Raw genomic sequence first — 24,279 nt, 5'->3', positions numbered from 1 at the left:
CGTACGAAGGGACCCTTCAGCTGTTCACGGACGACCGGTCAGCACTCGGACGGTGCCGGCTCCCCGCGGAGTCGGGCGTCGATCCAGTCGAAGGCGCCGGAGTTGCCCAGGGCCTCGCCGAGCAGGTGCTCGCCGGGCACCTGCCGGTACACGGCGGGTACGCCGTAGCCGCATTGTTCGTCGAACAGGTTGCGGGCGCCGAGGGCGGGGATCCAGAAGTCCTGCCCGCCGTTGTAGATGTACAGCGGGGTGCCGGAGACGAGGTCCGCCATCTTCATCTTGGCGTAGACGGCGTGGGCGACAGGTGAATTCAGGGCGTCCGTGACGTTCGCGAGCGCCTCGGCGGGAAGCCCGAAGATCCCGGAGACCGCGAGGTTGGTGGAGCACTGGTCCTTGATCGACGAGATGCCGATGCGCTGTCCCAGGCCGTTGATCAGCGGCAGGATCTCGAGGTTCTCCCGGGAGATCCCGAACACCGCGGCGAGGAACAGACCGCTCGCGAGATTGCCGTTCATGGTGCGTCCGAGCATCTCGAAGTCGGCCGGCACCCCGCCCATCGCGGCACCGACGATGTCGGGGGCCAACTCCGGGGCATACCCGTCGAGCAGCTTGGCCGCGCCGTGCGTGGCGATCGCCCCACCGGAGTACCCCATCATGGCGATCTTGCTGGTGCCGAATTCGGCGGGGAACACGCTGCGCATGCCGCGGATGGTGTCGAGGATCGCATGCCCGGCGACGTACGGTTCGCCGTACGCCATCGTGGGCCCCTCGTGGTCGGGGATCAGCACGGCGTAGCCGCGTTCCTCGGCCTTCGTCGTGACGGGCCGGAGGAATTCGATGAAGTTGGTCGACGGGGTGATCCCGTTGGCCATGGTGTGGGAGGGTGTGCAGGCCCGTCCGAGGCCGTTGATCGGCACGTTGTTCACCAGGACCGGGCGCGGTCCCGGGCCCGGCCAGACGCCGGCGGGTATGACGAGCGTCGCGGTCGCGAAGGACGGTGCCCCTGACGCATCGGTGGTCTTGACCTTGATCTGCTTCACCTCACGCACCGGCCCGAGCAGCAGGTTCTTCGCGACGGGCGTGACGTCGCGGACCTCGACGACCTGGCCGTTCGCCATGCCGGGCAGGCCGGGCGGATACTCGTCGAAGAACGGTTCCCCGATCGGCGACGGCAGCGACTCCTGGTGCAGGGTGTCGAGCGGCGGTGGTGGCAGGTCGGGTTCCGGGACCACCGAGCCCACCAGGCCGGGCATCCACGATCCGAACACCGATCGGGCCAGCGATGCGGTCCCCCACGATCCGGTGATCGGGGTGGTGCCGTTGGAACCTGTTCCGTCCGAACCGGTTCCGTCGGTCAGTGATCCGGGGCCGATGAACCCCTGCCCGGCCGCGCTGCCCGTCGATCCCACTCCGCCGATGCTCGTGTCGGGCAGGGCGCTGCCGCTCGACTGGGCGGCGGCGGTGCCGGCGGACCCGCCCCCGACCACGACACTCACCGCGAGTGCGGTGACAAGTACACGTCCCCGGAATCCCCCACGCTGGTTCGGCATGCGCGGGACGGTAACAGCCGGGTAATCCCGCTCGTGCCGCTTCACCGGATTGTCGGGAGTGTCCGGTGGACCTACGGGCCGGCGACGCCGGTCAGTAGTAGACGGCGATCGGCCCGTTCGGCCCGGTCATGCAGGAGACGGGGGTGTCGAAGACACGGCTGAGGGTGTCGTCCACGAGAATCTCTGCGGGCGTGCCGAATTCGACGACCTGACCGTTCTTCATGGCGCAGATCCGGTCGGCGTAGTGGGCGGCGAAGTTGATGTCGTGCAGCACGATCACGACGGTGCGGCCGAGTTCGTCCGCCACCTTGCGGAGGTGCTTCATCATCTGCACCGAATGCTTCATGTCCAGGTTGTTGAGCGGCTCGTCGAGCAGGATGTACTCGGTTTCCTGGCACAACACCATGGCCACGTAGGCGCGCTGACGCTGTCCGCCGGAGAGCTGGTCGAGGTAGCGGCCCTCCAGTTCGGTGAGGCCGAAGAAGTCGATCGCGCGGGTGACGGCATCCTCGTCGACTCGGGTGAGCCGGCCCTTCGAGTGCGGGAACCGGCCGAGACCCACCAGCTGACGCACCGTCAGCCGGGTGACGAAGTGGTTCTCCTGCCGCAGGATCGACACGACCTTCGCCAGTTCCTTCGAGCGGGTGCGGACCACGTCGTGGCCGCCGATCTCGATGGTGCCCGCATCCGCGCCCAGCAGGCGCCCGATCATGGTGAGCAGGGTGGACTTGCCCGCCCCGTTGGGGCCCACGAGTGCGGTGATGCCGCCTGCCGGGATCTGCAGGTCGACCGGTCCGATCGTCACCGCACTGCTGTAGTCCTTACGGACACCCTTGATCTCGATCACAGTCTGCCCTTCCGCAGGATCACGATGAGGAATGTGGCGCCGCCGACCGCCTCGATGATGATCGACACCGCGCCCTGGGCGTAGAAGACGTTCTTGAGCACGAAGTAGGCGCCGGTGAGTACGACGAAACCGGTCAGCACGGATATCGGGAAGATGTAGCGGTGGTCGTGGGTGCCTGCGAACTGGTAGGCCAGCGTGGCGACGAGGAAGCCGAAGAACGTCATCGGCCCGATCAGCGCGGTGGACACGGCCATGAGCACCGAGACCAGGAACAGCACGATCATGATCTCGCGCCGGTGGTCCAGACCCAGGTTGGTGGTGACGTCCCGGCCCATCGCCACCAGATTCAGGCGACGCGACCGCCACCACAGCGCGCCGGACGCGACGATGCACAGCGGCAGTGCCAACGGCAGGTAGGCGATCTCGGCGTTGGAGATCGACCCGAAGAGGCGGGCGGTGAGGATGTCGAATTCGCTCGGTGTCAGCAGCCGCTGCATGAACGCCGACACCGATCCGAGCCCGCCGCCGAGGACGATGCCCACCAGCAGCATCACCTGCATGTTCCCGTACTTCCCGGACAGCAGCCAGCCGTACAGCAGCATCGCGAACACGATCATGATCGTCATCTGCAACGCGAACTGCGGCACGCCCTTCAGGGCCACCACCCCGGCAGCGCCGAGGAAGAACACCGACGCGGTCTGGATCGCGACGTAGAGCGCCTCGAAACCCATGATCGACGGCGTGATGATGCGATTGTTCGTCGCCGACTGGAATGCGACGGTGGCCACGGCCTGACAGACCACGACGATCGCGATGACGACCAGGCTGGTCGCGCGCATCTCGGCGATCCGCCAGAACCCCGGCGAGCCCACCGGCAACGGGTTGTCCCAGGCCAGCACACCGAACGCGAACGTCACCGCGAGCACTGCGAGCACGCCCACGACGATCCAGTAGCGGCGGCGGTCCCGAGTGGTGGCGAAGGCGCCTGCACCGGTGCTCCGACGGGCGACCGGCACGTCGGCGACGGCGGGAATCGGCTGGGTCTCAAGCATTGCGACGACTCCGGAGCAGCATGGCGACGAACACGAACGACCCGACGACACCGAGGATCAGTGACACCGGAACCTCGAACGGCGCGATGATCGTGCGGCCCACGAGATCGCACACGGTGACGATCGCGATGCCCAGCAGACACACCCAGGGCAGATTGCTGCGCAGGTCGTCGCCGCGGATCATCGACACCACGTTCGGCACGATCAGGCCGAGGAAGGGCAGATTGCCCACCACGACGGTGACGACGCCGGTGGCGATCGCGATCAGTCCGGTGCCGAGCAGGATGATGCGGTTGTAGTCGAGGCCGACGTTGGTGGCGACGTCCTCGCCGAGACCGGCGACGGTGAACCGGTCGGCGACGACGAACACGACCACCGCGATGATCGCCACGATCCACAGTGCCTCGTACTGCCCGCGGATGGCCGAGGTGAAGCTGCCGGCGAACCAGATCCCGAGGCTCTGCAGCGAGTCGGTGGCCAGTGCCAGGTAGGTGGTGACGGCGCCGACGACCGCGCCGAGCATGATGCCGACGATCGGCACGATCAGCGACGACGTCAGCGTGACCCGGCGCAGGAACAGGAAGAAGATCATGGTGCCGACGAAGGCGGCGACGATCGCGGCGATCATCCGCGGTACGAGACCGGCGCCCGGTGCGACGATCATCATGATCATCAGGCCGAGTCCCGCCCACTCGGTGGTGCCGGTGGTGGTGGGTTCGACGAACCGGTTCTGCGTCAACAACTGCATGACCAGGCCGGACATGGCCATTGCGGCACCGGCGAGGACGAGTGCGACGGTGCGCGGGATGCGGGTGATGTTGAACATCTCCCAGCCGGCCTCGCCGTCGAAGATGTCGAACACACCGGTGAACAGCGAGAGCACGAGCAGCACGCCGACGCCGAGGAAACCGAGCAGCAGTTTCCAGTCGAACAGGCGGCCTTTGTCGCGGACCGGGATGGGCGGTGCACTCATCGGATGAAACTTCCGTACCGAGGTGGAGCCTCCGTCACCCCGTGATCCGGTGCGGGGCCGGTGTCACGGGGTGACGAAGGCGCGGGATCAGCTGTTGCCGGCGTTCTTCTCGAGCAGGTCGGCCAGCTCGTTGAAGAACGCGGTGTAGGTCTGGATGCTCTCGTTGGTGTACGTGTCGGCGGGCATGTAGATGACGTTGCCCTTCTTGACCGCGTCCACGTTCTGCAGGGCGGCGGAGCCCTCGATCACCTTGGCTGCCGGGGTGAAGCCGTCCTTCTTGGCCTCGCTGGTGCCGGCGTCACGGTCCATGACGATGATCAGGCCGGGGTTGGACTGTGCGATCGCCTCGACCGAGATGTCGTCGCCCTTCTCGCCGGTGGAACCCTGCGGGACGTCGAGTGCCGGCGTGAAACCGAAGATGTCGAACATCGGGCCGATGGTGCGCCCGTTGTGCGGGGCGACGTAGCCGATCTTGCCGCCGGAGACGATCACGCCCATCACCGACGTGTCGGCCCCGTAGGCGGCTTCGACGCGCGCGACGGCCGCATCGAACTCGTCGTTGAGCTGCTGCGCCTCGGACTGCTTGCCGAAGACCTCACCGAGGACGGTGGTGCCGCGCTTGAGTTCGGCGTCCAGCGGCTGGTCCTTGCGGGGGGAGACGTCGACGATCGCGGCGTCCGGGGCGAGCTTCCGGAAGTCCTCACGGAACTGGGCGAAGCGGTTGCCGTTGACGATCAGATCGGGGTCGGCGGCGACGATGGCCTCGAGGTTCGGTTCGCGGTGGGTGCCGAGGTCGACGATGCTCGAGTCCTGCTTGTAGGAGATCGTGTCGGGCATCAGCGACACCGCGCCGGCCTTCAGCGGAACACCCCACGAGGCGAGGGTCTCGAAGGTGGTGTTGTCGGTGGCGACGACCGACCCCGCGGGCACGGTGACCGTCTGCTCGCCGAAGTTGTCCTCGACCGTGACCGTGGTCGTCTCGCCGGTGGCGGCTGCATCGTCGGATGTGCTGGAGCAGGCGGTGAGGGTGAGCGCAGCCAGTGCTGCGGCGGCCACGCTACGGACCAGTCGGGTCGCGTTCATCTGCGGAATTCCTTGATTCGTGCGGACAGGAACCTACCGCGCGACAGCTCCGCCCCGCGGTTGTGGTGAGCCTAACCTAATGTCCTGTAAGTGACTATTCGACCCCCTGTCCCGCCGTGCGGGATTCGTCGGAGTGCACCCGCGTCCGGCCGAATACCCTGCTGCCGGAACAGAACACATCGGGTAAGGGGTTTCGACGAACATGGCATCCGTAGCAGACATCGAGAAGACCGTCACCGCGTACATGGAGGCACTGGGCAGCAAGAGCGCCGATCGGATCGCCGCACTGTTCGCCGACGGTGCAACGGTCGAGGATCCGGTCGGCACCGAGCCGAAGCGGGGCGTCGAGGAGATCCGGGCGTTCTTCACCGCGACCGAGAAGATCGATCAGACGGCCGAACTGCTGACGATCCGGGTCGCCGGCAACAGCGCCGCCTTCCATTTCCGGGTCACCACGAAGGCCGGCGACAAGACGTACGTCATCGAGCCGATCGACGTCATGACCTTCGACGACGACGCCAAGATCACCAGCACCCGCGCCTACTGGGCGCAGTCGGACATGACGGTCGCCTGAGGCGCAGGTCCCGTCACGGCCGGGGATTCGGCCGCAGCACGATCTCGGTGGGGTGCGCGTCCGCCGGTGTCAGCACGGCACCGCGGACCGCAGCCGCCACCGTCTCGGGGGTGAGGAACTTCGCGGCGTCGTACTCGCCGCCCTCGGCACGGACGATCGCGCGTTGCATGTCGGTGTCGATGCGGCCCGGATGGATCGACGTGACCCGTAGCGACGGCTCCTCGAGGCGCAGGGCGTCACCGAACGCGCGGAGCGCGAACTTGCTCGCGGCGTAGGCACCCCAGCCCGGGTTGGCGCGCAGTCCCGCACCGGAATTGATCAGCACGACGTGCCCGCGAGCCGCCCGCAGCGCGGGCAGCAGCAGCCGGGTCAGTTCGGCCACGGCGATCACGTTGGCGTCGAACGTGCGCCGCCACACCTCGGCCGGTGTCTCGGCGACCGTGCCGAGATCCGCGACACCGGCGTTGTGTACGAGCACGTCGAGACGGTCGATGTCGGTGACGGCGTCGGCGACCGCGGCGTGATCGGTGAGGTCGACGGGCCACGGCGCCGCCCCCAGTTCCCCGACGATCGGTTCGAGGGATTCGGCGCTGCGTCCACCGAGGATCAGTTGGTGGGTGGGGGCGAGGGCGCGGGCGACGGCGGCACCGAGACCGCGGCTGCCACCGGTGACGAGGGCGATCGGACGCTGAGACGACATGCCGCCGAGGGTAGTCCTTCCGGTGTTCGGGCCCTGGCGGGTGAAGATGAACATCGCTGCGAAATCGGTACGCGCGGTCGGGAAGTCGTTTAGTCTCGGGCCATGCCGAGGAACCTTCGTCGCTCCCTGCCGCGTGCCGTCGTTCTCCTCCTGGCCGGGACGGTGGCTTTCGCTGCACCGGCTGTGGCCGCGGCCAATCCGCGCGGTGTGGACGTCGCGTCCTGGCAGCATCCGAACGGGGCCCCGATCGACTGGTTCCAGGTGCGGGCGTCGGGGCACGAGTTCGGCATGGTCAAGGCCACGGAGGGCCTGTTCTACACCAACCCGTACTTCGCTCAGGATTCGCTGGCGATGCGCATCGCCGGGGTGGCGCGCGGCGCCTACCACTACGCGGATCCGTCGGCGTCCCCCGAGGCGCAGGCGGCGTTCTTCGCGGCCAACGCACTCGCCGTCAACCAGATCGGTGGGCTGCCGCCGGTCCTCGATCTCGAGAGCACCGGTGGACTGTCGGCGCCGCAGCTGATCGATTGGACCCGCCGCTATCTGAATGCCGTGCAGGGGCTCACCGGCCGTACCCCGATCATCTACACGTACCCCAACTTCTGGCGTACCGCGATGGCGAACACCACCGAGTTCTCGAACTATCCGCTGTGGATCGCGGACTACAACGGCGGCAACGCGCCCGGACCGCTGCCGGGCGGCTGGAAGAACTGGGCGTTCTGGCAGTACACCGACAGTGGCCGGATCCCCGGCGTGAACGCGAACATCGATCTCAACGTCTACAGCGGAGCGATGGGCGACCTGAACATGTACGCCCGCAACTTCTTCGGAAGCTGACCCCGGCCGGTACCCGATGCGTGCCATAGTGGTGGCATGCGGTCGACCTGCTCCCTGTACATCGATGCCGGCTATCTGCTCGCGTCCGCCGCAACCCGGGTCACCGGGACGTCCCTGCGCAGCGGCATCCACGTCGACTACGCCGCTCTGATCCGTTCCCTGGTGGACACCGCGCAGACCCGGTCGGGTCTTCCGGTGCTGCGGGTGCACTGGTACGACTCGGCCCGCAACGGTCTCCCGGATGCGCAGCAGGAACGCATCGGCGAACTGTCCAAGGTCAAGCTCCGGCTGGGCCGGTTCGGCGTCAACGGCGAGCAGAAGGGTGTCGATCTGCGGATCGGGCTCGACCTCGTCGCACACGCCCGCAACGGCACTTCCGACGTGTTCTTCCTGGTCTCCGGCGACGACGACCTCACCGAGGCCGTCGAGGAGGCGCAGGTACACGGCGTCCAGGTGGTGGTGTTCGCGGTGCCGACCGTCGAGGGCAAACCGCACGGGGTGAGCAGGCACCTCGTCCGGGCCGCCGACGAACTCGACACCGTCGACGGCGCTGCGGTCGATGCCGCGGTCATGAAGGTCGACCGCAAACCGCCACCCGCACCGGTCACCCCGCCGGCCCCGAAACCCGGCCCCGCCGACGTGGAGGAGCCGGCCGTCCGGACATCGGTTCCGACACCGCTCGATCTGGTGACGGTGCCGCACGTTCCGGCGCCGCCCCCACCGACGAGTGTGCTCGCCTACAGTTCCTCGTCCGTGTCCCCCGCCCACGTGCGGCCCGGATACGACGCCGACGACGGCGAGCAGGATCGGGCGATCGACGAGGTGGTGATGCGGGTGCTCGCGTCGTTTCGTGAAAGTGCTTCGGCCGACGACGAACTCGAGCTCGAGCGGGCGCGCCCGTCGATCCCCCGTGAGATCGATCGGGCGCTGCTGCTCGACGCGTCCGACGCGATGCAGCGCTACGACCTCGACGAGCGTATCCGCTACCGGTTGCGGGCCCGGTTCTGGGAGAAGTACGCAGAGGACTGCCCGGCTCGCTGAATCCTCAACGGCCCGAATGGAAACGAGTTCCGTTCGGGCCGTCGGTGCGGTACCGCGGGTCAGAGGCCGATGCGGCCGCCACCGGACTTCCACACCGCCACGACGGACGGCCGCGGCTGGGCGTCCCCACCGTCGGGCCAGTGCGACGAGGGCGACTCGATGGATGCGTCGTCGGTCTCGCCCGGATGCTGGACACACACGATCACACGCTTCTCGTCGACGATCGGACCGCAGGTCTCGGCGCCGACCGGGACGGTGAGGAACTGCTTCGTCTCGCCGCGACGATCCCCCTCGAGAACGACGGAGAACAGGCCGTCGTTGGACTTCAGGGCGTTGCCGTCGGTGGAGACCCACAGGTTGCCGTGCGGATCGAACGCCAGGTTGTCGGGGCACGAGATGGGGCTGACCTGCGACTTGTCGAAGCCGCCGAAGTAGGTGTCGGCGGTGGCCGGGTCGCCACACACCAGCAGCAGGTTCCAGGTGAACGACGTGCCCGCGTGCTGGTCGTCGATCTCGAGGACCTGGCCGTTCTTGTTGTTGTTGCGCGGGTTGGCGGTGTCGGCGGCAGCCTTGCCGTCCTCGCCGCGCTTGGTGTTGTTGGTGAGCGCGACGTACACCTTGCCGGTGTGCGGGTTGGGTTCGAAGTCCTCGGGACGGTCCATCTTGGTGGCGCCCACCTTGTCGCCGGCCAGTCGGGTGAACACCGCCACCTCGTCGGCGGTCATACCGTCGACGAGGGACTCGCCGCGACCGTCTTCCCCGGTGCGCAGCAACGGAATCCACTGACCGGTTCCGGCGAACACGCCGGACGCCGGAAGCTTCCCGGAGCCGTCGATCGCGGCCGGGTCGTCCCCGGTGAGCTTCGCGACGTACAGCGTGCCCGCGTCCATGAGCGTCATGTTGTGACGCATCGCGCCACTGCTGTTGCCCGGCTGCATCTTCCGAGACGAGACGAACTTGTACATGTAGTCGAAACGCTCGTCGTCACCGCTGTAGGCGACGACGGTGCCGTCGTCGGTGACGTGGACGGTGGCGGCCTCGTGCTTGAAACGTCCCATCGCGGTGTGCTTGACGGGCGTCGACGTCGGATCCCACGGATCGATCTCGACGACCCAGCCGAACCGGTTGGCCTCGTTGGGTTCGGCAACCACGTCGAATCGGGAATCGAAACGCTCCCACTTCCGTTCGGACGCTTCACCTTCGAGTCCGTAGCGCTTCAGCCGTGCCGCGGCGACGGGGTCGGTGACCTTGTCGGTGTTCGCGAAGTACTGGTTGAAGTTCTCCTCGCCGGAGAGCACCGTGCCCCACGGGGTGACACCTCCGGCGCAGTTGTTGAGGGTTCCGACGACCCGGGTGCCGGTGGGGTCGGCGGCCGTCTTGAGCAGATCGGAACCGGCGGCCGGGCCGGTGACGGTGAACTCGGTGAGCGCGGTGATGCGCCGGTTGTACCGACCGAACTTCGGTGTGAGACGGCCCGATCCGGCCTCGCCCTCCACCTGCACCACCGACAGGCCGTGGTTGGCCCAGCCGATCCGCACCTGCTCCTCGGTGGGATTCTCCGGGTCGTAGCCGCGGAACATCGACGGTTCGGTGGTGTACTCGTGGTTGACCACCAGCAGGTATGCGTTCGGCTGCCCCTCGATCGGCAGCAGGCCCGCGAAGTCGTTGTTGAACGCGAACTGCTTCTCCGCGGCCGCCGCCGTCTGGTTGTCGAAGTCGAACGCCGGCGCGTCGGGGAACAGGGGATCGCCCCAGCGGATCACCACACCCTGCTCGTAGCCCTCCGGCACGACGACCGCGTCCTGTTTGTTGGGCGCCACCGGCGAGAACACGGTTCCGGGGGCCCCGGACCCGGTGGCCGAGCCGGAGCCGAGCGAACCACTGTCGACGGAGTCGGGTGCGGCGGTGGCCGTATCGTTTCCGCAGGCCGCCAGGACGCTACCGGCACCGACCGCGAGTACTGTCGCCGCGCTGCCCCGCAGCAGACCGCGTCGCGTCATCGCCGACTTCACGATGTCGCCGAAGTACTCACCGCCCGACTCGTTGGGAACGTTGTGCGCGCAGGCGTTTCCGCACTTGTACCGGCACGTGACCGAAGCACGCGACGACATGCCGTCGTGCTTGACGAACAGTGCGAGGGGCTTGAGATTCACCGAGGTCTCCCGAGATCGACTACGACAATACGGACGCACCGTAGGACCCGGGAACGGTACGGAGGCGACATCCGGGTGAACGAGCAGCCAACAGCCGTCGGAGATTCGGTGCGGTCAGAGCACGTCGGACAGGAACGTCTGCAGCCGCTCGGTGCGCGGGTCGTCGAACACCTGCCCCGGCTCACCCGCCTCGACGACGACACCGCGATCCATGAACACGACCGTGTCGGACACGGACCGCGCGAAACCCATCTCGTGGGTGACCACGACCATCGTCATACCGCCCCGGGCCAGATCGGCCATGAGCGCCAGCACCCCCTTGACGAGTTCGGGATCGAGCGCCGACGTCGCCTCGTCGAAGAACATCACCTGCGGCGCCATCGCCAGGGCGCGAGCGATCGCGACCCGCTGCTGCTGCCCGCCCGACAGCGTCGACGGGCGGGCGTCGGCCTTGTGGGCCAGGCCGACGAGGTCGAGCTGTTCGAGTGCGACCGCCCGGGCCGCATCCTTCGACAGCTTCTTCAGTTTGCGGGGCCCGAGCGCGATGTTGTCGGCGACCGTGCGGTGCGGGAACAGGTTGAAATGCTGGAACACCATCCCGATCCGCTGCCGCAGCACGTCGGGGTCGTCGCGCAGCACCGACCGGCCGTCGAGTAGGACGTCGCCGGCGTCGGGCTCGTGCAGCCGGTTGAGGACGCGCAGCAGCGTCGACTTCCCGGAACCGGACGGCCCGATCACGGTGACGGTCTTGCCGGCGTCGACGTGCAGATCCACGCCGCGCAGCACCCGGTTCGATCCGAACGCGAGGTGCAGTCCGGTTCCGGTGAGGGACACCGACTCGGTCATGCGTCAGCCCCTCTCCACGACGATCGCCTGCTCGAGGTCGTCGAGCGGCCCGGAGGTGTCCGGGCGGCCGGTGCGCATCCGCCGGTCGATGTAGTTGACCAGATGGGTGAGCGGGATCGTCAGCGCCAGATAGAACAGTCCGGCCGCGACGAGCGGTGACAGGTTCCCGGTCTGTGCGTTGAGGTCGCGGCCGACAGCGAACAGTTCGCGCTGCGTCACCAGCAACCCCAGGAAGTAGATCAGCGACGAGTCCTTCACGAGCGAGATGAACTGGTTCATCAGGGCCGGCAGCACACGGCGCACCCCCTGCGGAACGACGACGAGCACCATCGACCGCCGATACGAGAAGCCCAGCGCCCGGGCGGCTTCCATCTGCCCGGGCTCGACGCTCTGGATACCGGAGCGGAAGATCTCACCGATGTAGGCGGCCGCGAGCAGTGACAGTGCCGCCGCACCCAGCCAGTACGGGTTGTTGCCGGTGAGCCCCTTGACGATCGGTCCCACCCCGAGCCCGACGAGCAGGATGATCACGACGGCGGGCAGACCCCGGAAGACGTCGGTGTAGACGCGGGCCGGCCAGCGCAGCCAGCGGGTGCGGGAGATGCCGGCGACAGCGAGCAGCATGCCCAGCACCGTGCCCGCGACACCGGACGTCACGGCCAGGATCAGGGTGTTCGGTAGCCCGGTGCGCAGCAGATCCGGGAACGCCCGCTCGTACAGTTCCCAGTCGAAGAACGTGTCCCTCAACTGTTGCAGCGTCGACTTCGGCTGGGCCGTGGTCTGCTCCGCCGGGGTCTGCTGCGCGGCGATGGCGGCGAAGTCGGGCAGAGCGGGGGCCGGTGCGGCCTTGCTGCCCGGTTTCCATCCCGGCGGCACCTCGCGCGGCACCCAGTCCGAGTACAGCCGCGCCCACGTCCCGTCGGCGATCACCGCGTCGAGGCCGGAGTTCAGGGCGTCGATCAACGCCGGACGATCCTTCGCGACGGCCCAGCCCACATAGTTCTCGAGGCTGAACGTGTTCGCCACGATCGACGCCGGATCCCCCGGCGCGATCGCACCCTGCGCCTGCTGCGACGGCGCCACCCACGCGTCGATCTGCCCGGTCTTCAGGTTCGCGTACGCGGTGTTGTAGTCCGGGAACTTCACCGGATCCAATCCGAGCGTGTTCACGACGTAGTCGTCCTGCACCGTCCCCTGCACCACACCGATCCGGGTCGACGCCGTCAGATCCGGAAACCCCTGGATCGCACTGCCGTTCGGGACGACGAGGGAGAAATAGCCGAAGTCGTAGCCGTTGGTGAACCCGACCAGGTCGCGGCGCGCCGAGGTGGTGGTGATCGACGACGATCCGACGTCGAACCGGTGTCCGGCGACCTGCGCGAGCAGTCCCGCGAACTCGGTGCCCACGAACTGGATTCGCAACCCCAGCTTCTCGGCGACCGCGCGCAGCAGGTCGTTGTCGAAGCCGGTGAAGACGTTGTCCGAGTCGACGCAGATGCTCGGCGGGGCGTCCGACAGCGTCCCGACGGTCAGGACACCGGGCGTGACGAGACCGAGCGCGCCGATGTCGATGTCGCCGAGCGGCACCGTGTCCGCGGTGGTGTACCGGTCCTCGGTGGCGGCGGTGGACGCGGCGTCGAAGTTCGCGGGCAGTGCCGACGCGCTGTCCACCCCCGGCGGCGAGCACAGGTCGGTGGGTGCCGTGGTCCTCGACGACGAACAGGCCGCCAGCAGGACCGCCAGCAGGAGGAACACGACCGCCACCGCGCGGACTCGGGGAGCGGCGGTGGCGGACACGGTGTTCGGCGTTCTAGGCGAGCCCGGACAGTTGCGGCGGCGTGTGCTCGTCCCGCCACGCGAGGGCTTCCCGTAGTTCGGTCAGGTCGTAGTCGGGGCCACTCGAGTTGACGGTGAACAGGGTGACTCCGGCATCGACGTACGCGGCCGCCTGATCGGGGCCGTGCCACCAGGTGGAGCGTTCGATCTCGTGCGGGTCGCGCTGCACGTCACCGCAGTGCTCGCCGAGGATCGCCGACCTGCGGACGAACTCGTCACGATCACCGAACCCGTGCCAGACGTCGGCGTACTCGGCGACCAGACGCAGCGTCTTCTTCTCGCCGCTCCCCCCGATCAGCAACGGAATATGCCGTGTCGGAGCAGGATTGAGCGTGCCGAGCCGGTTCGTGATCCGCGGCAGATACTCCCCCAGCAGCTTGATCCGCGACCCCGCGGTCCCGAACTCGTAGCCGTACGCGTCGTAGTCCTTCTCGAACCAGCCCGCACCGATCCCCAGGATCAGCCGGCCGCCACTGATGTGGTCGACCGTGCGAGCCATGTCCGCCAGCAGGTCCGGATTGCGGTAACCGGCGCAGCTCACCAGCGCGCCGATCTCGACACGCTCCGTCTGCTCGGCCCACGCCCCCAACATCGTCCAGCACTCGAAGTGCGCGCCCTCCTGATCGCCGTACAGCGGATAGAAGTGGTCCCAGTTGAAGACGACGTCGGCGCCGGCGTCCTCGGCGCGCAGTACGGCGTCGCGGATCATGCCGTAATCGGGGGTGTGCTGCGGCTGCAACTGGATACCGATACGCACGGGACGGGTCATGGGGCCTCCTTCGCGGCGAACGTGCATCTCACGGTAGACCCGTGGCGGGGCCGCCGCCTCCGAACATCGGTCACATGTGGTCGGCGAACGTGTCGAGGAAGTTCTGGAACGCGGCCATCCCGATGCCGAGCACCACGAAAGTGGTCAGGAACGCCCAGGCTGTGGGCCGGGCCCGCCGCCAGACCAGCGTCGTCGCGGCCGCGGCGACTCCCGCGGCGAAGGGCAGCAGCAGGCACACCCAGTACATGCCGCCGGCGGACGGATGCGGGGCGACGCCCCACACGTCGCGGAGTATGCCGACCGTGAGCAGATAGAGCCACAGCGCCGCGAGCGAGCCGGTCAGGATGCCGACGAGCATCGGAGTCCACCCGGGTGTGGAAACCTCTCGAGTCATCCGGCGAGGGTATCGGGACCGGTTCGATTCCGATACGTGTGATTCGGTGTGGCCCGTTCCTCCGACCGGCCCCGTCCGGCGGGCTGCGGGCGCACACTGGACCCATGCGGATCCTCGAGCGCTCGACCCCGCCGACCGGTGTGAAGCGTCTGCTGTTCCGGCTGCCGATCACCCTGTATCGATGGCATCTCGGGCCACTGCTGGGTCACCGGTTCCTGTATCTCGAGCATGTGGGCCGCCGTAGTGGCAAGACCCGGCAGGTGGTGCTCGAGGTCGTCAACCACGACGACACCGCCGACGGCTGGGTGGTTGCGGCCGGGTTCGGTACGAAATCGGACTGGTACCGGAATCTCGAGGCGCATCCCCGCGCGCACGTGCAGTCGGGGCGGCGCCGGGCGGACGTCGACGCCGAACTGCTCGATGCCGCGGCCGGGGGCGAGCTCATGGCCCGCTACGGCAGCGAGCACCGGAAGCTCGCGATCCGACTGTGCCGGGTGATGGGTTTCGAGGTGGACGGCAGCGCCGACGACTTCCGGGAGGCCGGACGCCGCATCCACTTCGTGCGGTTGCGGCCGGTGCGGTAGAAACCACATCCCGGACCGGCTCGGATCACCTCGATGTGACGCCGGACGCATTCAGGCGCTAGTCTCCGCCAGCCCACCCTTACTCGGATCGTCCGGCACGTTCCTGCCGGTGAAGGGACCGCATCACTCATGGCTTCGGTGACGTTCGACAAGACGACCTGCCTGTTTCCGGGCGCGACCACTCCTGCGGTGGACAAGCTGGACCTGCACATCGAGGACGGCGAGTTCCTCGTGCTGGTCGGCCCGTCGGGCTGCGGCAAGTCCACATCGCTGCGCATGCTCGCGGGCCTCGAAGAGGTGTACGACGGCCGCATCCTCATCGGTGACCGGGACGTCACCGGCCAGGAGCCGAAGGATCGGGACATCGCGATGGTGTTCCAGAACTATGCGCTGTACCCGCACATGTCGGTGGCCGAGAACATGGGGTTCGCTCTGAAACTCGCGAAGACACCGAAGGACGAGATCAAGCGCCGTGTGCAGGAGGCGGCGAAGATGCTCGACCTCGAGCCGTACCTGGATCGCAAACCCAAGGCACTCTCCGGCGGTCAGCGGCAGCGTGTGGCGATGGGCCGCGCGATCGTCCGTAGCCCGCAGGTGTTCCTCATGGACGAACCGCTGTCGAACCTCGACGCGAAGCTGCGCGTGCAGACCCGCACCCAGATCGCGCAGCTGCAGCGCCGGCTCGGCACCACCACCGTCTACGTCACCCACGACCAGGTCGAGGCCATGACGATGGGCGACCGGGTCGCGGTCCTCGCGGACGGCGTCCTGCAGCAGTGCGCGCCGCCGCGCGAGCTGTACAACCGGCCCGCCAACCAGTTCGTCGCCGGATTCATGGGGTCGCCGTCGATGAACATGCTGACGCTGCCCGTCACCGACGGCGGTGTCGTCCTCGGGGAGACGATCGTCCCGGTTTCCCGTGAAACCATCGCGGAGATTCCGGAGGGGCAGGTCGTCCTCGGTATCCGGCCCGAGCATCTCGAGCCAGCCCCCAACGGTGAAGGGCTGCCGATGGACGTCGACGTCGTGGAGGAACTCGGCGCCGACGCGTTCGTCTACGGCCGCACATCGCTGGGCGGCCCCGGGGAGCATCCGCTGGTCGCCCGCGTCGACTGGCGTAATCCCCCGCGCCCCGGCGAACACATCACGCTGCGTGTCGATCCGGAGTCGGTGCACTTGTTCTCCGTCACCGACGGCCGCCGGCTGGGATGACCGGACCGATCCAGTCCGGGTGTAATGACCGAAACCGGGCCTTGTTCGTGCCAAAGTAGGCGGCGACATATGCCTCGGCCCGACGTTCACGACGCCACACGGCGTCCGATGTCGGAGCCGGATCGTCTATCGGAAAGGTGGACCATGCGTTCATTCACTACGCGTTCGCGGGTGGCGGTCGCGGCCTCGGCCGTCGCGCTGCTCGCGCTCGCCGGCTGCTCGAGCGACAACGGGGGCGGCGGTAACACCGACGACGCCGTCACACAGAACCTCGACGGCCGCGGCGCGATCTCCTTCGCGATGGGCAAGACCGACACCGACAAGCTGCAGCCGGTGATCGCCAAGTGGAACGCCACTCACCCCAACGAACAGGTCTCCCTCAAGGAGCTCCCGGGCGAGGCCAACGATCAGCGCACCAAGCTCGTGCAGTCGCTGCAGGCCGGCAACGCCGACTACGACGTGATGGCCCTGGACCTGCCGTGGACGGCAGAGTTCGCCGCGAACGGCTGGCTGCAGCCGCTCGAGGGTGAGCTGGCGATCGACACCGAGCCGCTGCTGCCGGCCACCGTCGACTCCGCGACCTACCGCGGCACGCTGTACGCGGCACCGCAGAACACCAACGCGCAGCTGCTGTACTACCGCACCGACCTGGTTCCGCAGGCGCCCGCCGACTGGAACGCGCTGAGCGAGAGCTGCGCCACCGAGCAGGTCAAGACGGTTCCGGACTGCATGGTCACGCAGCTCAAGCAGTACGAGGGCCTCGTCATCAACACCACCCAGTTCATCAACTCGTGGGGCGGTGCGGTCGTCGGCGACGACGGCAAGACCCCCGAGGTCACCTCGCCGGAGGCGAAGGCGGGCCTGCAGGCACTGGTCGACGCCTACCAGTCCGGCGTCATCGCGAAGCGCTCCACCGGGTTCACCGAGGAGGAGACCAACCTCGCGTTCGTCGGCGGCGAGTCCGCGTACGCCTACAACTGGCCGTACATGTGGGACAACGCGGAGAAGGACGGCTCGAAGGTGCAGGGCAAGGTTGCCGTCGCACCGATCGTCGGCCCGAACGGCCCCGGCGCCTCCACCGTCGGCGGCTTCAACAACGGCATCAACGTCTTCTCGAAGAACAAGGCGACCGCGCGGGACTTCGTCGCGTTCGTCCAGAACGAGGAGAACCAGATGTCGTTCGCGGACGCGTCGTTCCCGCCGGTCCTCAAGTCCGTCTACGACGACCCGGCCCTGATCGCCAAGTACCCGTACCTGCCGGCGCTGAAGGCGGCGCTCGAGAACGCGCAGCCGCGTCCGGTCACCCCGTACTACGAGGGTGTCTCGAAGGCGATCATGGACAACGCCAGCGCTGCCCTGAACGGCAAGGTCACCGTCGACCAGGCGACCAGCGACATGGCCGCGGCGATCACCAACGCCACCAAGTAACACGAGAGATCAGGTAACGCACGATGGCTGACTCTGCTGAGCTGCGGCGAGCAGACGAGGCCCGCGCCGTGGTCGGGGTCGACGATCCCGACCACGGCGGTCGCGTGTCCGGGCCCGGCCCCGGCACCACGCGGACGGGTCACGACGACGAATCCCCGACGGTCGCTGCGCGCCGTAAGCGCGACTTCCGGCCGGTCTGGCTGATCGCCCCGACGATGGTGATCCTGGCCGTCGTCATCGTGTACCCGGTGATCCGTGCCGTGTACCTGTCGTTCCAGGCGAACAAGGGCATCGATCCCGACACCGGCCGATTCACCGACGGTGGGTTCGCCGGATTCAAGCACTACCTGCAGTGGCTCGTGCAGGACTGCGGTGCCGGTGCGGGCACGTGCCCACCCGGCACCCTCTCCCACGACTTCTGGCCCGCGTTGTGGGTGACACTGTTCTTCGCCGTCGTCACCGTCGCGATCGAGGTGCTGCTCGGCCTGTGGATGGCCACCGTCATGGGCAAGACGTTCTGGGGCCGGTCGCTGCTGCGGGCGAGCGTGCTCATCCCGTGGGCCATCCCCACCGCGGTCACCGCGAAGCTGTGGTTCTTCATCTTCGCCGAGAACGGCATCGCGAACCGGCTGATGGGCACGTCCATCGCGTGGACCACCGACCCGTGGGCGTCGAGGTTCGCGGTCATCATCGCCGACGTGTGGAAGACGACACCGTTCATGGCGCTGCTCATCCTCGCGGGCCTGCAGATGATCCCGCAGGACGTGTACGAGGCCGCGAAGGTCGACGGCGCGAGCGCATGGCAGCGGTTCACGAAGATCACGCTGCCGCTGGTCAAACCCGCCCTCATGGTCGCGGTCCTGTTCCGCACCCTCGATGTGCTCCGCATGTACGACCTGCCCGCGATCCTGTCCGGCACATCCGGTGCCACCCCGAACACGACGCTGTCCATCCTGGTGATGGCCGACATCCGGCAGGGCAACTTCCAGAGCGCGTCCGCTCTGTCGACGCTGATCTTCCTACTGATCTTCGCGGTCGCGTTCGTCATGGTGAAGTTCCTCGGCGCCAACGCGGTGCGTACCCAGGACGAGCAGCGGAAGGGAGCGGATCACTGATGGGACGCCACAGCAAGCCCGACGAGTACGACGAGCCCGACGCCTACGACGTCCACGACGCGCATGCGGTGACACAGACGTCGTCGGTGCCGACCGCGACCGCGGTCCTCACTCCCCCGCCGGACACCGACCGGGCCACCGTCCTCGACAAGCCGCGCCGGCGCACCGACCGCGGCAAGGCGGCCCGCACCTATCTCGGTGTCGCGATCATCCTGATCTGGGGTCTGGCGCCGTTCTACTGGATGGTCGTCACCGCATTCCGGCGCGTCGACCACACCTTCGACACGACACCGTGGCCGACGTACGTCACGCTCGACAACTTCCGGGCCGCCCTGTCCACGGACAAGGGCAACGACTTCCTCGGCGCCATCGTCAACAGCCTGATCATCGGTGTGGTGACGACGGCCGTCGGCCTGCTGCTCGGTGTGTTCGCCGCGTACGCGCTGGCCCGCATCGAGTTCCGCGGCAAGTTCGTCGTCACCGGCATCGTTCTGGGCGCGTCGATGTTCCCGACCGTCGCGCTCATGACGCCGCTGTTCCAACTGTTCGGCGACTTCGGCTGGATCGGCCAGTACCAGGCGCTGATCATCCCGAACATCTCGTTCGTGCTGCCGTTGACGATCTACACGCTCACCTCGTTCCTGTCGGATCTGCCGTGGGAACTCGAGGAGGCCGCCCGCATCGACGGTGCATCCCGGTTCCAGGCGTTCCGGCTGGTGATCCTGCCGCTGGCCGCGCCCGCCCTGTTCACCACCGCGATCCTCGCGTTCATCGCCACGTGGAACGAGTTCATGCTGTCGAGCCTGCTGTCGACGGAGAGCACCGAACCGGTCACCGTTGCGATCGCCCGGTTCGCGGGCGCGAACTCGTGGGAGCAGCCGTACGCGGCGATCATGGCGGCCGGCACGCTCGTCACCATCCCCCTGGTGATCATGGTGCTGCTGTTCCAGCGGCGCATCGTTTCGGGCCTGACCGCGGGCGGCGTGAAGAGCTGACATGGCGGCCGGACGTGTCTAGACCGCAGCGGGGACGGCAGTCCCTCGAAATGCTCATCGGCATCCTCGGGTTCTTCACGTTCATGGCGTTCCTCGCGGCGGTCGTCCCGATCGTGCGCGGTGAGCCGTCGGTCACGGCGTCCCTGGTGCTGCTCGGATGTGTGCTGGCGCTCGGCGGGGCGCTCGTCGCGCATCGACGGTTGTAGTCGGCCGGTTGTAGGCGGGCGGCTGCGGCGGGCTGTTGCTGCGCGGGTCTCTCGGCCGATGCCACAGCAACCGCCCGCGGTGGTGTCGGGTACGTCCGGTCCGTCCCGGGATCCGGGGTGAATGGTGGTGATCGGCGTGCCGACGGCGGCGTGAGGTGCCACGATCGGGTGACGACCGGATCCGACCGACACCGGGCGGGTCACCGACTGCGGACCGGAAGTTACCTACGTGAACTCCACGAGCAGCGCGCCACCGCACACACCTTCACGACCGCGCCGACGCCGGATTCTGCGTGTTCTCGCGCTCGTCGTGATCGTCCCGATGATCCTGCTCGGCATGGCGTACGTACTCGCCGACGTCCCGAGTCCCGACGAGATGCGGCCCAACCAGGTGGCGACGCTTTTCGCGTCCGACGGGTCGACGGTGGTGACGACGGTGATTCCGCCGGAGGGCAATCGGACGGAGGTGCCGCTCGACGCGGTGCCCGGTCATGTCCGGAATGCGGTGCTGTCGGCGGAGGACCGCGAGTTCTACTCCAATCCGGGGTATTCGATCTCCGGGTTCCTGCGTGCCGGACGCGACAATCTGCTGGGCCGGGAGAGCGCGGGCGGCGGGTCGACGATCACGCAGCAGTATGTGAAGAACGCGCTCGTGGGCACCGACCGCAATGTGATCCGCAAGGCACGCGAGCTGGTGGTGTCGGCGAAGATGGCGCGGCAGTGGTCGAAGGACGAGATCCTGGCCGCCTACCTCAACACGATCTATTTCGGACGTGGTGCGTACGGTATCGCCGCCGCGTCGCACGCGTTCTTCGGCAAGTCCGTCGACCGATTGACGCTCCCCGAGGGTGTGGTGCTGGCGGCGGTGATCCAGTCGCCGTCCGCACTGGATCCGGACACGAACCGGGACGGGCTGACGGCCCGCTGGAACTATGTGCTCGACGGCATGGTCGAGATGGGGGTACTGGCGGCCGCGGAACGGGCCGATATCGAGTTCCCGGACGTGTTGCCGGCGGTGCCGCCCGACGTCACACCCGGTCCGGAGGGGTTGATCCGCACCCAGGTGGTGCGGGAACTCGAGGCGTCCGGGATCAGCGAGCAGGATCTGAACACCGGCGGCCTGCAGATCACCACGACGATCGACGCGAAGGCACAGCAGGCGGCGGTGGACGCGGTCCGGCGCACCCTCGGCGGTCAGCCCGACGAACTGCGCACGGCGGTCGTCTCGATCGATCCGCGGTCCGGTGCGGTGCGCGCCTACTACGGCGGGACGGAGGGCGCCGGCTACGACTTCGCGCAGGCCGGCCTGCAGACGGGGTCGTCGTTCAAGGTGTTCGGGGCGGTGGCGGCGTTGGAGAACAAGATTCCGTTGTCGACGCCGTTCAGCAGTGCGCCGCTCACGGTCGGTGGTCTGACGATCAGGAACGTCGAGGGTGAAACCTGCGGCACGTGCAGTCTGTCCGAGGCGCTCAAACGGTCGCTCAACACCAGTTACTACCGGTTGACGCTGTCGATGGAGGACGGCGCGCAGAAGATCGCCGACGCCGCCCACCAGGCCGGTATCCCGACGCGGATTCCCGGCCTCGACCACGACACCCTCACCCAGAACGGCGGTCCGCCAGAGACGGGAATCGTGCTGGGCCAGTACCAGACCCGACCCATCGACATGGCGTCCGCGTACGGGACGCTCGCGGCGTCGGGCACGTTCCACCCGCCGTACTTCGTGCAGAAGGTGGTCGACGCCGACGGCCGGGTTCTGCTCGACCGGCAGCCGTCCGAGGGTGAGAAGCGGATCGATCCGGCGATCGCGGACTCGGTCACGCAGGCGATGACGCCGATCGCCGCCTACTCGCGCGGACACGGCCTCGCCGGTGGCCGGGTGTCGGCCGCGAAGACCGGGACCGCGCAGTTGGGTGACACCGGGAAGAACAAGGATGCGTGGATGGTCGGCTACACGCCGTCGCTGTCGACGGCGGTGTGGGTCGGTACCGCCGACGGGAAGGCCATCGAAAACAGTTGGGGCGGGCTGATCTACGGGTCGGGTCTGCCGTCGGACATCTGGAAGGAAACGATGGACGGCGCCCTCGCCGGGACCGGGAACGAGCAGTTCGCCGCACCGGAGGGAAGCCCGGCGCCGGCGCCCACCACCACGTCGTCCGGGGGCGGCGGGCAGTACACGCAGGAGCAGTACAGTGAGCCGGCGCCGACCCGGCAGCGGTCCGTGCAGACGTACACCGAGGAACCGGACTGGTCACCGCCTGTCTCGACCGGGCCACCGGCCGCCGTCCAAGCCAATCCTGTTCCACAGCAGATCGAACCGCCGCAACTGCCGGCGCTGCCACCCCCGCCTCAGCTGCCGGCACCCCCGCCCCCGCCGGCCCCACCGGCGCCGGGCATCGAGATCCTGCCCGGCATCACCATCCCGCTGCCGCGGTGACGGTGATGCCGGGCCCCGGGGTCAGCCCGCGGTGACCAGTTCGTCGCCACCCGCATCGGTTCGCGTGGACGTCGTCGGCACTGCCACTTGTTCGATGTTGCGCGGCAACAGGAATGCCACACCGGCTCCGACCAGTGCGACGATCGCGCCGATCCAGAACGCGATCTGGAAGCCGCTCTCGGCGTAGAACACGGCGCCCTGCATCTGAGCCTGCACCTCAGCCGGAAGCACGGCGATGTGCGAGTTGTTCATGATCGTGAACGCGACGACGGGGAGCACCGCCGGGAACACCGACTGGGCCACCCCCACCATGGATGCGGAGCTGGCCTGCAACTGAGGCGGCACGGCCTCGATCAGCAGGTTGGGGATCGACGCGTAGCCCATGCCCATACCGAAACCGAAGATCGCACAGACGATCATGACGACGACCGTGGTGTCGTTGGCCTGCGCGATCGATGCGAACGCGACGGAGTTGAGGAGCAGTCCGATCACCAGCGTCGTGCGAGGCCGGGTTCCGCGGCCGACGAGAGTGCCGACGAGCAGGCCGCCGAGCACGACGGCGCCGCCGACCGGAACCTGGTACAGCGCGAAACCTTCGGCGTCGACACCGAATCCGTAGCCCAGGCCCAGGATCGCCGGGGTCATGACCATCATCGGCAGCAGGATCGTGAACAGTCCGGACGATCCGTAGACGACACCGGAGCCGATCGTGGTGAGCAGAACGGGACGCTTGCCGAGCACGTCGAGATCGATCAGCGGTTCGGTGACCATCCGGGCCGACACGAGCCACGCGATCACGAGTGCGATGCCGCCGATCAGGAACGCGAGGGTTCCGCCGTTCGCCCAGCCCCAGGAGGGTCCGAAGCTGAGGGCGATGAGGATGCCAGCGATACCTGCGCCGAGCAGGACCGCGCCGACGAAATCGATACTGGACCGGAGTCGGACGTTCGATTCGGGTGTGGTGAGCTGGATCAGTCCGCCGAGCACGACGAGGCACACCACGAAGAACCAGAAGATGGCCCGGAAGCCGAAGTCGTCGAGCAGCCACCCGGTGAGGAACGGTGCGGGGATCGCGATCAGGCCCATGCCGCTGGTGGCGATGCTGACGGCGAGCGGCACCGTCTTCGCGGGAAAGACGTCGCGGATCAGCGAGTAGCTGAGGAACAGGGTCGGCACCATCAGTCCGGCCAGGCAGCGGCCGGCGATCATCATCGCGTACGACGTGGCGAGTGCGGAGACGAGCGATCCGACGAGGGAGATCGCGACGCAGGCCAGCAGCATCTTGCGTTTGCCGTACATGTCGGCGAGCTTGCCGATCAGTGGGGCGCACATGGCGCCGACCAGGAGGAACGCGGTCAACAGCCATGCGCCCTGGGTGGTCTGGTAGTGCGTGGCGATCGCCGGCAGGGCCGTCGAGATCATGATGTAGCTGACTGCGAGCAGCTCGAGCAGGAGCACGATCGCGGCCAGTGAGAGCACGAGCCGCGGGTTCCAGCCGGCGTTGTCTCCGGCGGGCGACGGTGTCGTGCCGTCGGTCGGGGTGAAGGCCATCCGTGTCATCCTTTCGGACACCGAAACGGGGTGAGCTCGAGTGAGTTCGAGCCCTCACATGACACTGATGCGCGATGCGTGACGCCAGTCACATGT

General features: G+C 67.8%; 22 protein-coding genes. 10 read left to right on the top strand and 12 right to left on the bottom strand.

The genetic code is table 11. The annotated features are described in order from the left end of the window. Window positions 1-38: 38 nt before the first annotated feature. The 5 genes from Q5696_RS21010 to Q5696_RS20990 form a co-directional block, all read right to left on the bottom strand. Window positions 39-1,550 (bottom strand): lipase family protein, encoded by a 1,512-nt coding sequence (locus Q5696_RS21010; protein WP_305093172.1) that lies wholly within the window; start codon window positions 1,548-1,550, stop codon window positions 39-41. 91 nt (window positions 1,551-1,641) lie between these two features. Then, the gene (locus Q5696_RS21005; protein ID WP_305093171.1) at window positions 1,642-2,397 is read right to left on the bottom strand and encodes an iron ABC transporter ATP-binding protein; all 756 of its coding nucleotides are present in this window, start codon (window positions 2,395-2,397) and stop codon (window positions 1,642-1,644) included. Further along, window positions 2,394-3,449 carry an iron chelate uptake ABC transporter family permease subunit gene (locus Q5696_RS21000; RefSeq protein ID WP_305093170.1) on the bottom strand — a complete coding sequence of 352 codons (1,056 nt, stop codon included), beginning with the start codon at window positions 3,447-3,449 and terminating at the stop codon, window positions 2,394-2,396. Before Q5696_RS21000 ends, Q5696_RS21005 begins: the two co-directional genes overlap by 4 nt. Next, the gene (locus tag Q5696_RS20995) at window positions 3,442-4,422 is read right to left on the bottom strand and encodes an ABC transporter permease (protein ID WP_305093169.1); all 981 of its coding nucleotides are present in this window, start codon (window positions 4,420-4,422) and stop codon (window positions 3,442-3,444) included. Before Q5696_RS20995 ends, Q5696_RS21000 begins: the two co-directional genes overlap by 8 nt. An 87-nt stretch (window positions 4,423-4,509) precedes the next feature. Continuing rightward, entirely contained in the window at window positions 4,510-5,505 is a 996-nt protein-coding gene (locus Q5696_RS20990) for a siderophore ABC transporter substrate-binding protein (protein ID WP_305093168.1), read from the bottom strand. Window positions 5,506-5,707: 202 nt separating this feature from the next. On the opposite strand from Q5696_RS20990, the gene Q5696_RS20985 reads away from it, so the two are divergent. Then, window positions 5,708-6,079, top strand: a complete 372-nt coding sequence (locus Q5696_RS20985; protein ID WP_305093167.1) for a nuclear transport factor 2 family protein — start codon at window positions 5,708-5,710, stop codon at window positions 6,077-6,079. A 13-nt stretch (window positions 6,080-6,092) separates the two neighbouring features. Here Q5696_RS20985 and Q5696_RS20980 read toward each other — a convergent pair whose 3' ends face one another. Next, window positions 6,093-6,779 carry an SDR family oxidoreductase gene (locus tag Q5696_RS20980; RefSeq protein ID WP_305093166.1) on the bottom strand — a complete coding sequence of 229 codons (687 nt, stop codon included), beginning with the start codon at window positions 6,777-6,779 and terminating at the stop codon, window positions 6,093-6,095. Between the two features lie 102 nt (window positions 6,780-6,881). Between Q5696_RS20980 and Q5696_RS20975 the strand changes: the two genes are divergently transcribed. Then, window positions 6,882-7,616: a glycoside hydrolase family 25 protein gene (locus Q5696_RS20975; RefSeq protein WP_305093165.1), complete on the top strand. Its 735-nt coding sequence runs from the start codon at window positions 6,882-6,884 to the stop codon at window positions 7,614-7,616. Window positions 7,617-7,652: 36 nt separating this feature from the next. Beyond that, entirely contained in the window at window positions 7,653-8,657 is a 1,005-nt protein-coding gene (locus tag Q5696_RS20970) for an NYN domain-containing protein (RefSeq protein ID WP_305093164.1), read from the top strand. Between the two features lie 59 nt (window positions 8,658-8,716). Here Q5696_RS20970 and Q5696_RS20965 read toward each other — a convergent pair whose 3' ends face one another. The 5 genes from Q5696_RS20965 to Q5696_RS20945 all read right to left on the bottom strand — a co-directional run bounded on the left by Q5696_RS20965 (window position 8,717) and on the right by Q5696_RS20945 (window position 14,655). Then, window positions 8,717-10,810, bottom strand: coding sequence for a PhoX family protein (locus tag Q5696_RS20965; protein WP_305093163.1), 2,094 nt, complete (start codon window positions 10,808-10,810; stop codon window positions 8,717-8,719). A gap of 114 nt (window positions 10,811-10,924) precedes the next feature. Continuing rightward, window positions 10,925-11,656, bottom strand: coding sequence for an amino acid ABC transporter ATP-binding protein (locus Q5696_RS20960; protein ID WP_305093162.1), 732 nt, complete (start codon window positions 11,654-11,656; stop codon window positions 10,925-10,927). Between the two features lie 3 nt (window positions 11,657-11,659). Next, window positions 11,660-13,453, bottom strand: coding sequence for an ABC transporter substrate-binding protein/permease (locus Q5696_RS20955; RefSeq protein ID WP_305093161.1), 1,794 nt, complete (start codon window positions 13,451-13,453; stop codon window positions 11,660-11,662). Window positions 13,454-13,466: 13 nt separating this feature from the next. Further along, window positions 13,467-14,261: an LLM class F420-dependent oxidoreductase gene (locus Q5696_RS20950; RefSeq protein ID WP_305093160.1), complete on the bottom strand. Its 795-nt coding sequence runs from the start codon at window positions 14,259-14,261 to the stop codon at window positions 13,467-13,469. 70 nt (window positions 14,262-14,331) lie between these two features. Beyond that, window positions 14,332-14,655 (bottom strand): hypothetical protein, encoded by a 324-nt coding sequence (locus Q5696_RS20945; RefSeq protein ID WP_305093159.1) that lies wholly within the window; start codon window positions 14,653-14,655, stop codon window positions 14,332-14,334. A gap of 104 nt (window positions 14,656-14,759) precedes the next feature. Here Q5696_RS20945 and Q5696_RS20940 point away from each other — a divergent pair, with 104 nt between their 5' ends. The 7 genes from Q5696_RS20940 to Q5696_RS20910 all read left to right on the top strand — a co-directional run bounded on the left by Q5696_RS20940 (window position 14,760) and on the right by Q5696_RS20910 (window position 22,632). Then, window positions 14,760-15,239, top strand: a complete 480-nt coding sequence (locus Q5696_RS20940; RefSeq protein ID WP_305093158.1) for a nitroreductase family deazaflavin-dependent oxidoreductase — start codon at window positions 14,760-14,762, stop codon at window positions 15,237-15,239. A gap of 129 nt (window positions 15,240-15,368) precedes the next feature. Beyond that, window positions 15,369-16,451: an ABC transporter ATP-binding protein gene (locus Q5696_RS20935; protein WP_305093157.1), complete on the top strand. Its 1,083-nt coding sequence runs from the start codon at window positions 15,369-15,371 to the stop codon at window positions 16,449-16,451. A 144-nt stretch (window positions 16,452-16,595) separates the two neighbouring features. Continuing rightward, window positions 16,596-17,879: an ABC transporter substrate-binding protein gene (locus tag Q5696_RS20930; protein WP_305093156.1), complete on the top strand. Its 1,284-nt coding sequence runs from the start codon at window positions 16,596-16,598 to the stop codon at window positions 17,877-17,879. 23 nt (window positions 17,880-17,902) lie between these two features. Continuing rightward, complete coding sequence (locus tag Q5696_RS20925) at window positions 17,903-18,994, top strand: carbohydrate ABC transporter permease (RefSeq protein ID WP_305093155.1); 1,092 nt, start codon at window positions 17,903-17,905, stop codon at window positions 18,992-18,994. Next, window positions 18,994-19,989, top strand: a complete 996-nt coding sequence (locus Q5696_RS20920) for a carbohydrate ABC transporter permease (RefSeq protein ID WP_305093154.1) — start codon at window positions 18,994-18,996, stop codon at window positions 19,987-19,989. The genes Q5696_RS20925 and Q5696_RS20920 overlap by 1 nt, the downstream gene beginning before the upstream one ends. Window positions 19,990-20,003: 14 nt before the next feature. Continuing rightward, window positions 20,004-20,195 carry a hypothetical protein gene (locus tag Q5696_RS20915; RefSeq protein ID WP_305095413.1) on the top strand — a complete coding sequence of 64 codons (192 nt, stop codon included), beginning with the start codon at window positions 20,004-20,006 and terminating at the stop codon, window positions 20,193-20,195. A 229-nt stretch (window positions 20,196-20,424) separates the two neighbouring features. Further along, complete coding sequence (locus Q5696_RS20910) at window positions 20,425-22,632, top strand: transglycosylase domain-containing protein (RefSeq protein ID WP_305093153.1); 2,208 nt, start codon at window positions 20,425-20,427, stop codon at window positions 22,630-22,632. Window positions 22,633-22,653: 21 nt separating this feature from the next. On the opposite strand, the gene Q5696_RS20905 is transcribed toward Q5696_RS20910, so the two are convergent. Further along, the gene (locus Q5696_RS20905) at window positions 22,654-24,183 is read right to left on the bottom strand and encodes an MFS transporter (protein WP_305093152.1); all 1,530 of its coding nucleotides are present in this window, start codon (window positions 24,181-24,183) and stop codon (window positions 22,654-22,656) included. Window positions 24,184-24,279 lie beyond the last annotated feature (96 nt).

This window comes from Prescottella sp. R16, assembly GCF_030656875.1.
Lineage (GTDB): Bacteria > Actinomycetota > Actinomycetes > Mycobacteriales > Mycobacteriaceae > Prescottella.
Note: the sequence above shows the minus strand (reverse complement) of the source record. Positions and strands in the feature narration are given on the sequence as shown.

Coding starts and splice junctions, on each gene's coding strand:
- Q5696_RS20985 (WP_305093167.1), top strand. CDS start 5,708: ATGGCATCCGTAGCAGACATCGAGAAGACCGTCACCGCGTACATGGAG.
- Q5696_RS20945 (WP_305093159.1), bottom strand. CDS start 14,655: ATGACTCGAGAGGTTTCCACACCCGGGTGGACTCCGATGCTCGTCGGC.
- Q5696_RS20935 (WP_305093157.1), top strand. CDS start 15,369: ATGGCTTCGGTGACGTTCGACAAGACGACCTGCCTGTTTCCGGGCGCG.
- Q5696_RS20960 (WP_305093162.1), bottom strand. CDS start 11,656: ATGACCGAGTCGGTGTCCCTCACCGGAACCGGACTGCACCTCGCGTTC.
- Q5696_RS20905 (WP_305093152.1), bottom strand. CDS start 24,183: ATGGCCTTCACCCCGACCGACGGCACGACACCGTCGCCCGCCGGAGAC.
- Q5696_RS20940 (WP_305093158.1), top strand. CDS start 14,760: ATGCGGATCCTCGAGCGCTCGACCCCGCCGACCGGTGTGAAGCGTCTG.
- Q5696_RS20995 (WP_305093169.1), bottom strand. CDS start 4,422: ATGAGTGCACCGCCCATCCCGGTCCGCGACAAAGGCCGCCTGTTCGAC.
- Q5696_RS20975 (WP_305093165.1), top strand. CDS start 6,882: ATGCCGAGGAACCTTCGTCGCTCCCTGCCGCGTGCCGTCGTTCTCCTC.
- Q5696_RS20980 (WP_305093166.1), bottom strand. CDS start 6,779: ATGTCGTCTCAGCGTCCGATCGCCCTCGTCACCGGTGGCAGCCGCGGT.
- Q5696_RS20920 (WP_305093154.1), top strand. CDS start 18,994: ATGGGACGCCACAGCAAGCCCGACGAGTACGACGAGCCCGACGCCTAC.
- Q5696_RS20970 (WP_305093164.1), top strand. CDS start 7,653: ATGCGGTCGACCTGCTCCCTGTACATCGATGCCGGCTATCTGCTCGCG.
- Q5696_RS20990 (WP_305093168.1), bottom strand. CDS start 5,505: ATGAACGCGACCCGACTGGTCCGTAGCGTGGCCGCCGCAGCACTGGCT.
- Q5696_RS20950 (WP_305093160.1), bottom strand. CDS start 14,261: ATGACCCGTCCCGTGCGTATCGGTATCCAGTTGCAGCCGCAGCACACC.
- Q5696_RS20925 (WP_305093155.1), top strand. CDS start 17,903: ATGGCTGACTCTGCTGAGCTGCGGCGAGCAGACGAGGCCCGCGCCGTG.
- Q5696_RS21010 (WP_305093172.1), bottom strand. CDS start 1,550: ATGCCGAACCAGCGTGGGGGATTCCGGGGACGTGTACTTGTCACCGCA.
- Q5696_RS20930 (WP_305093156.1), top strand. CDS start 16,596: ATGCGTTCATTCACTACGCGTTCGCGGGTGGCGGTCGCGGCCTCGGCC.
- Q5696_RS21000 (WP_305093170.1), bottom strand. CDS start 3,449: ATGCTTGAGACCCAGCCGATTCCCGCCGTCGCCGACGTGCCGGTCGCC.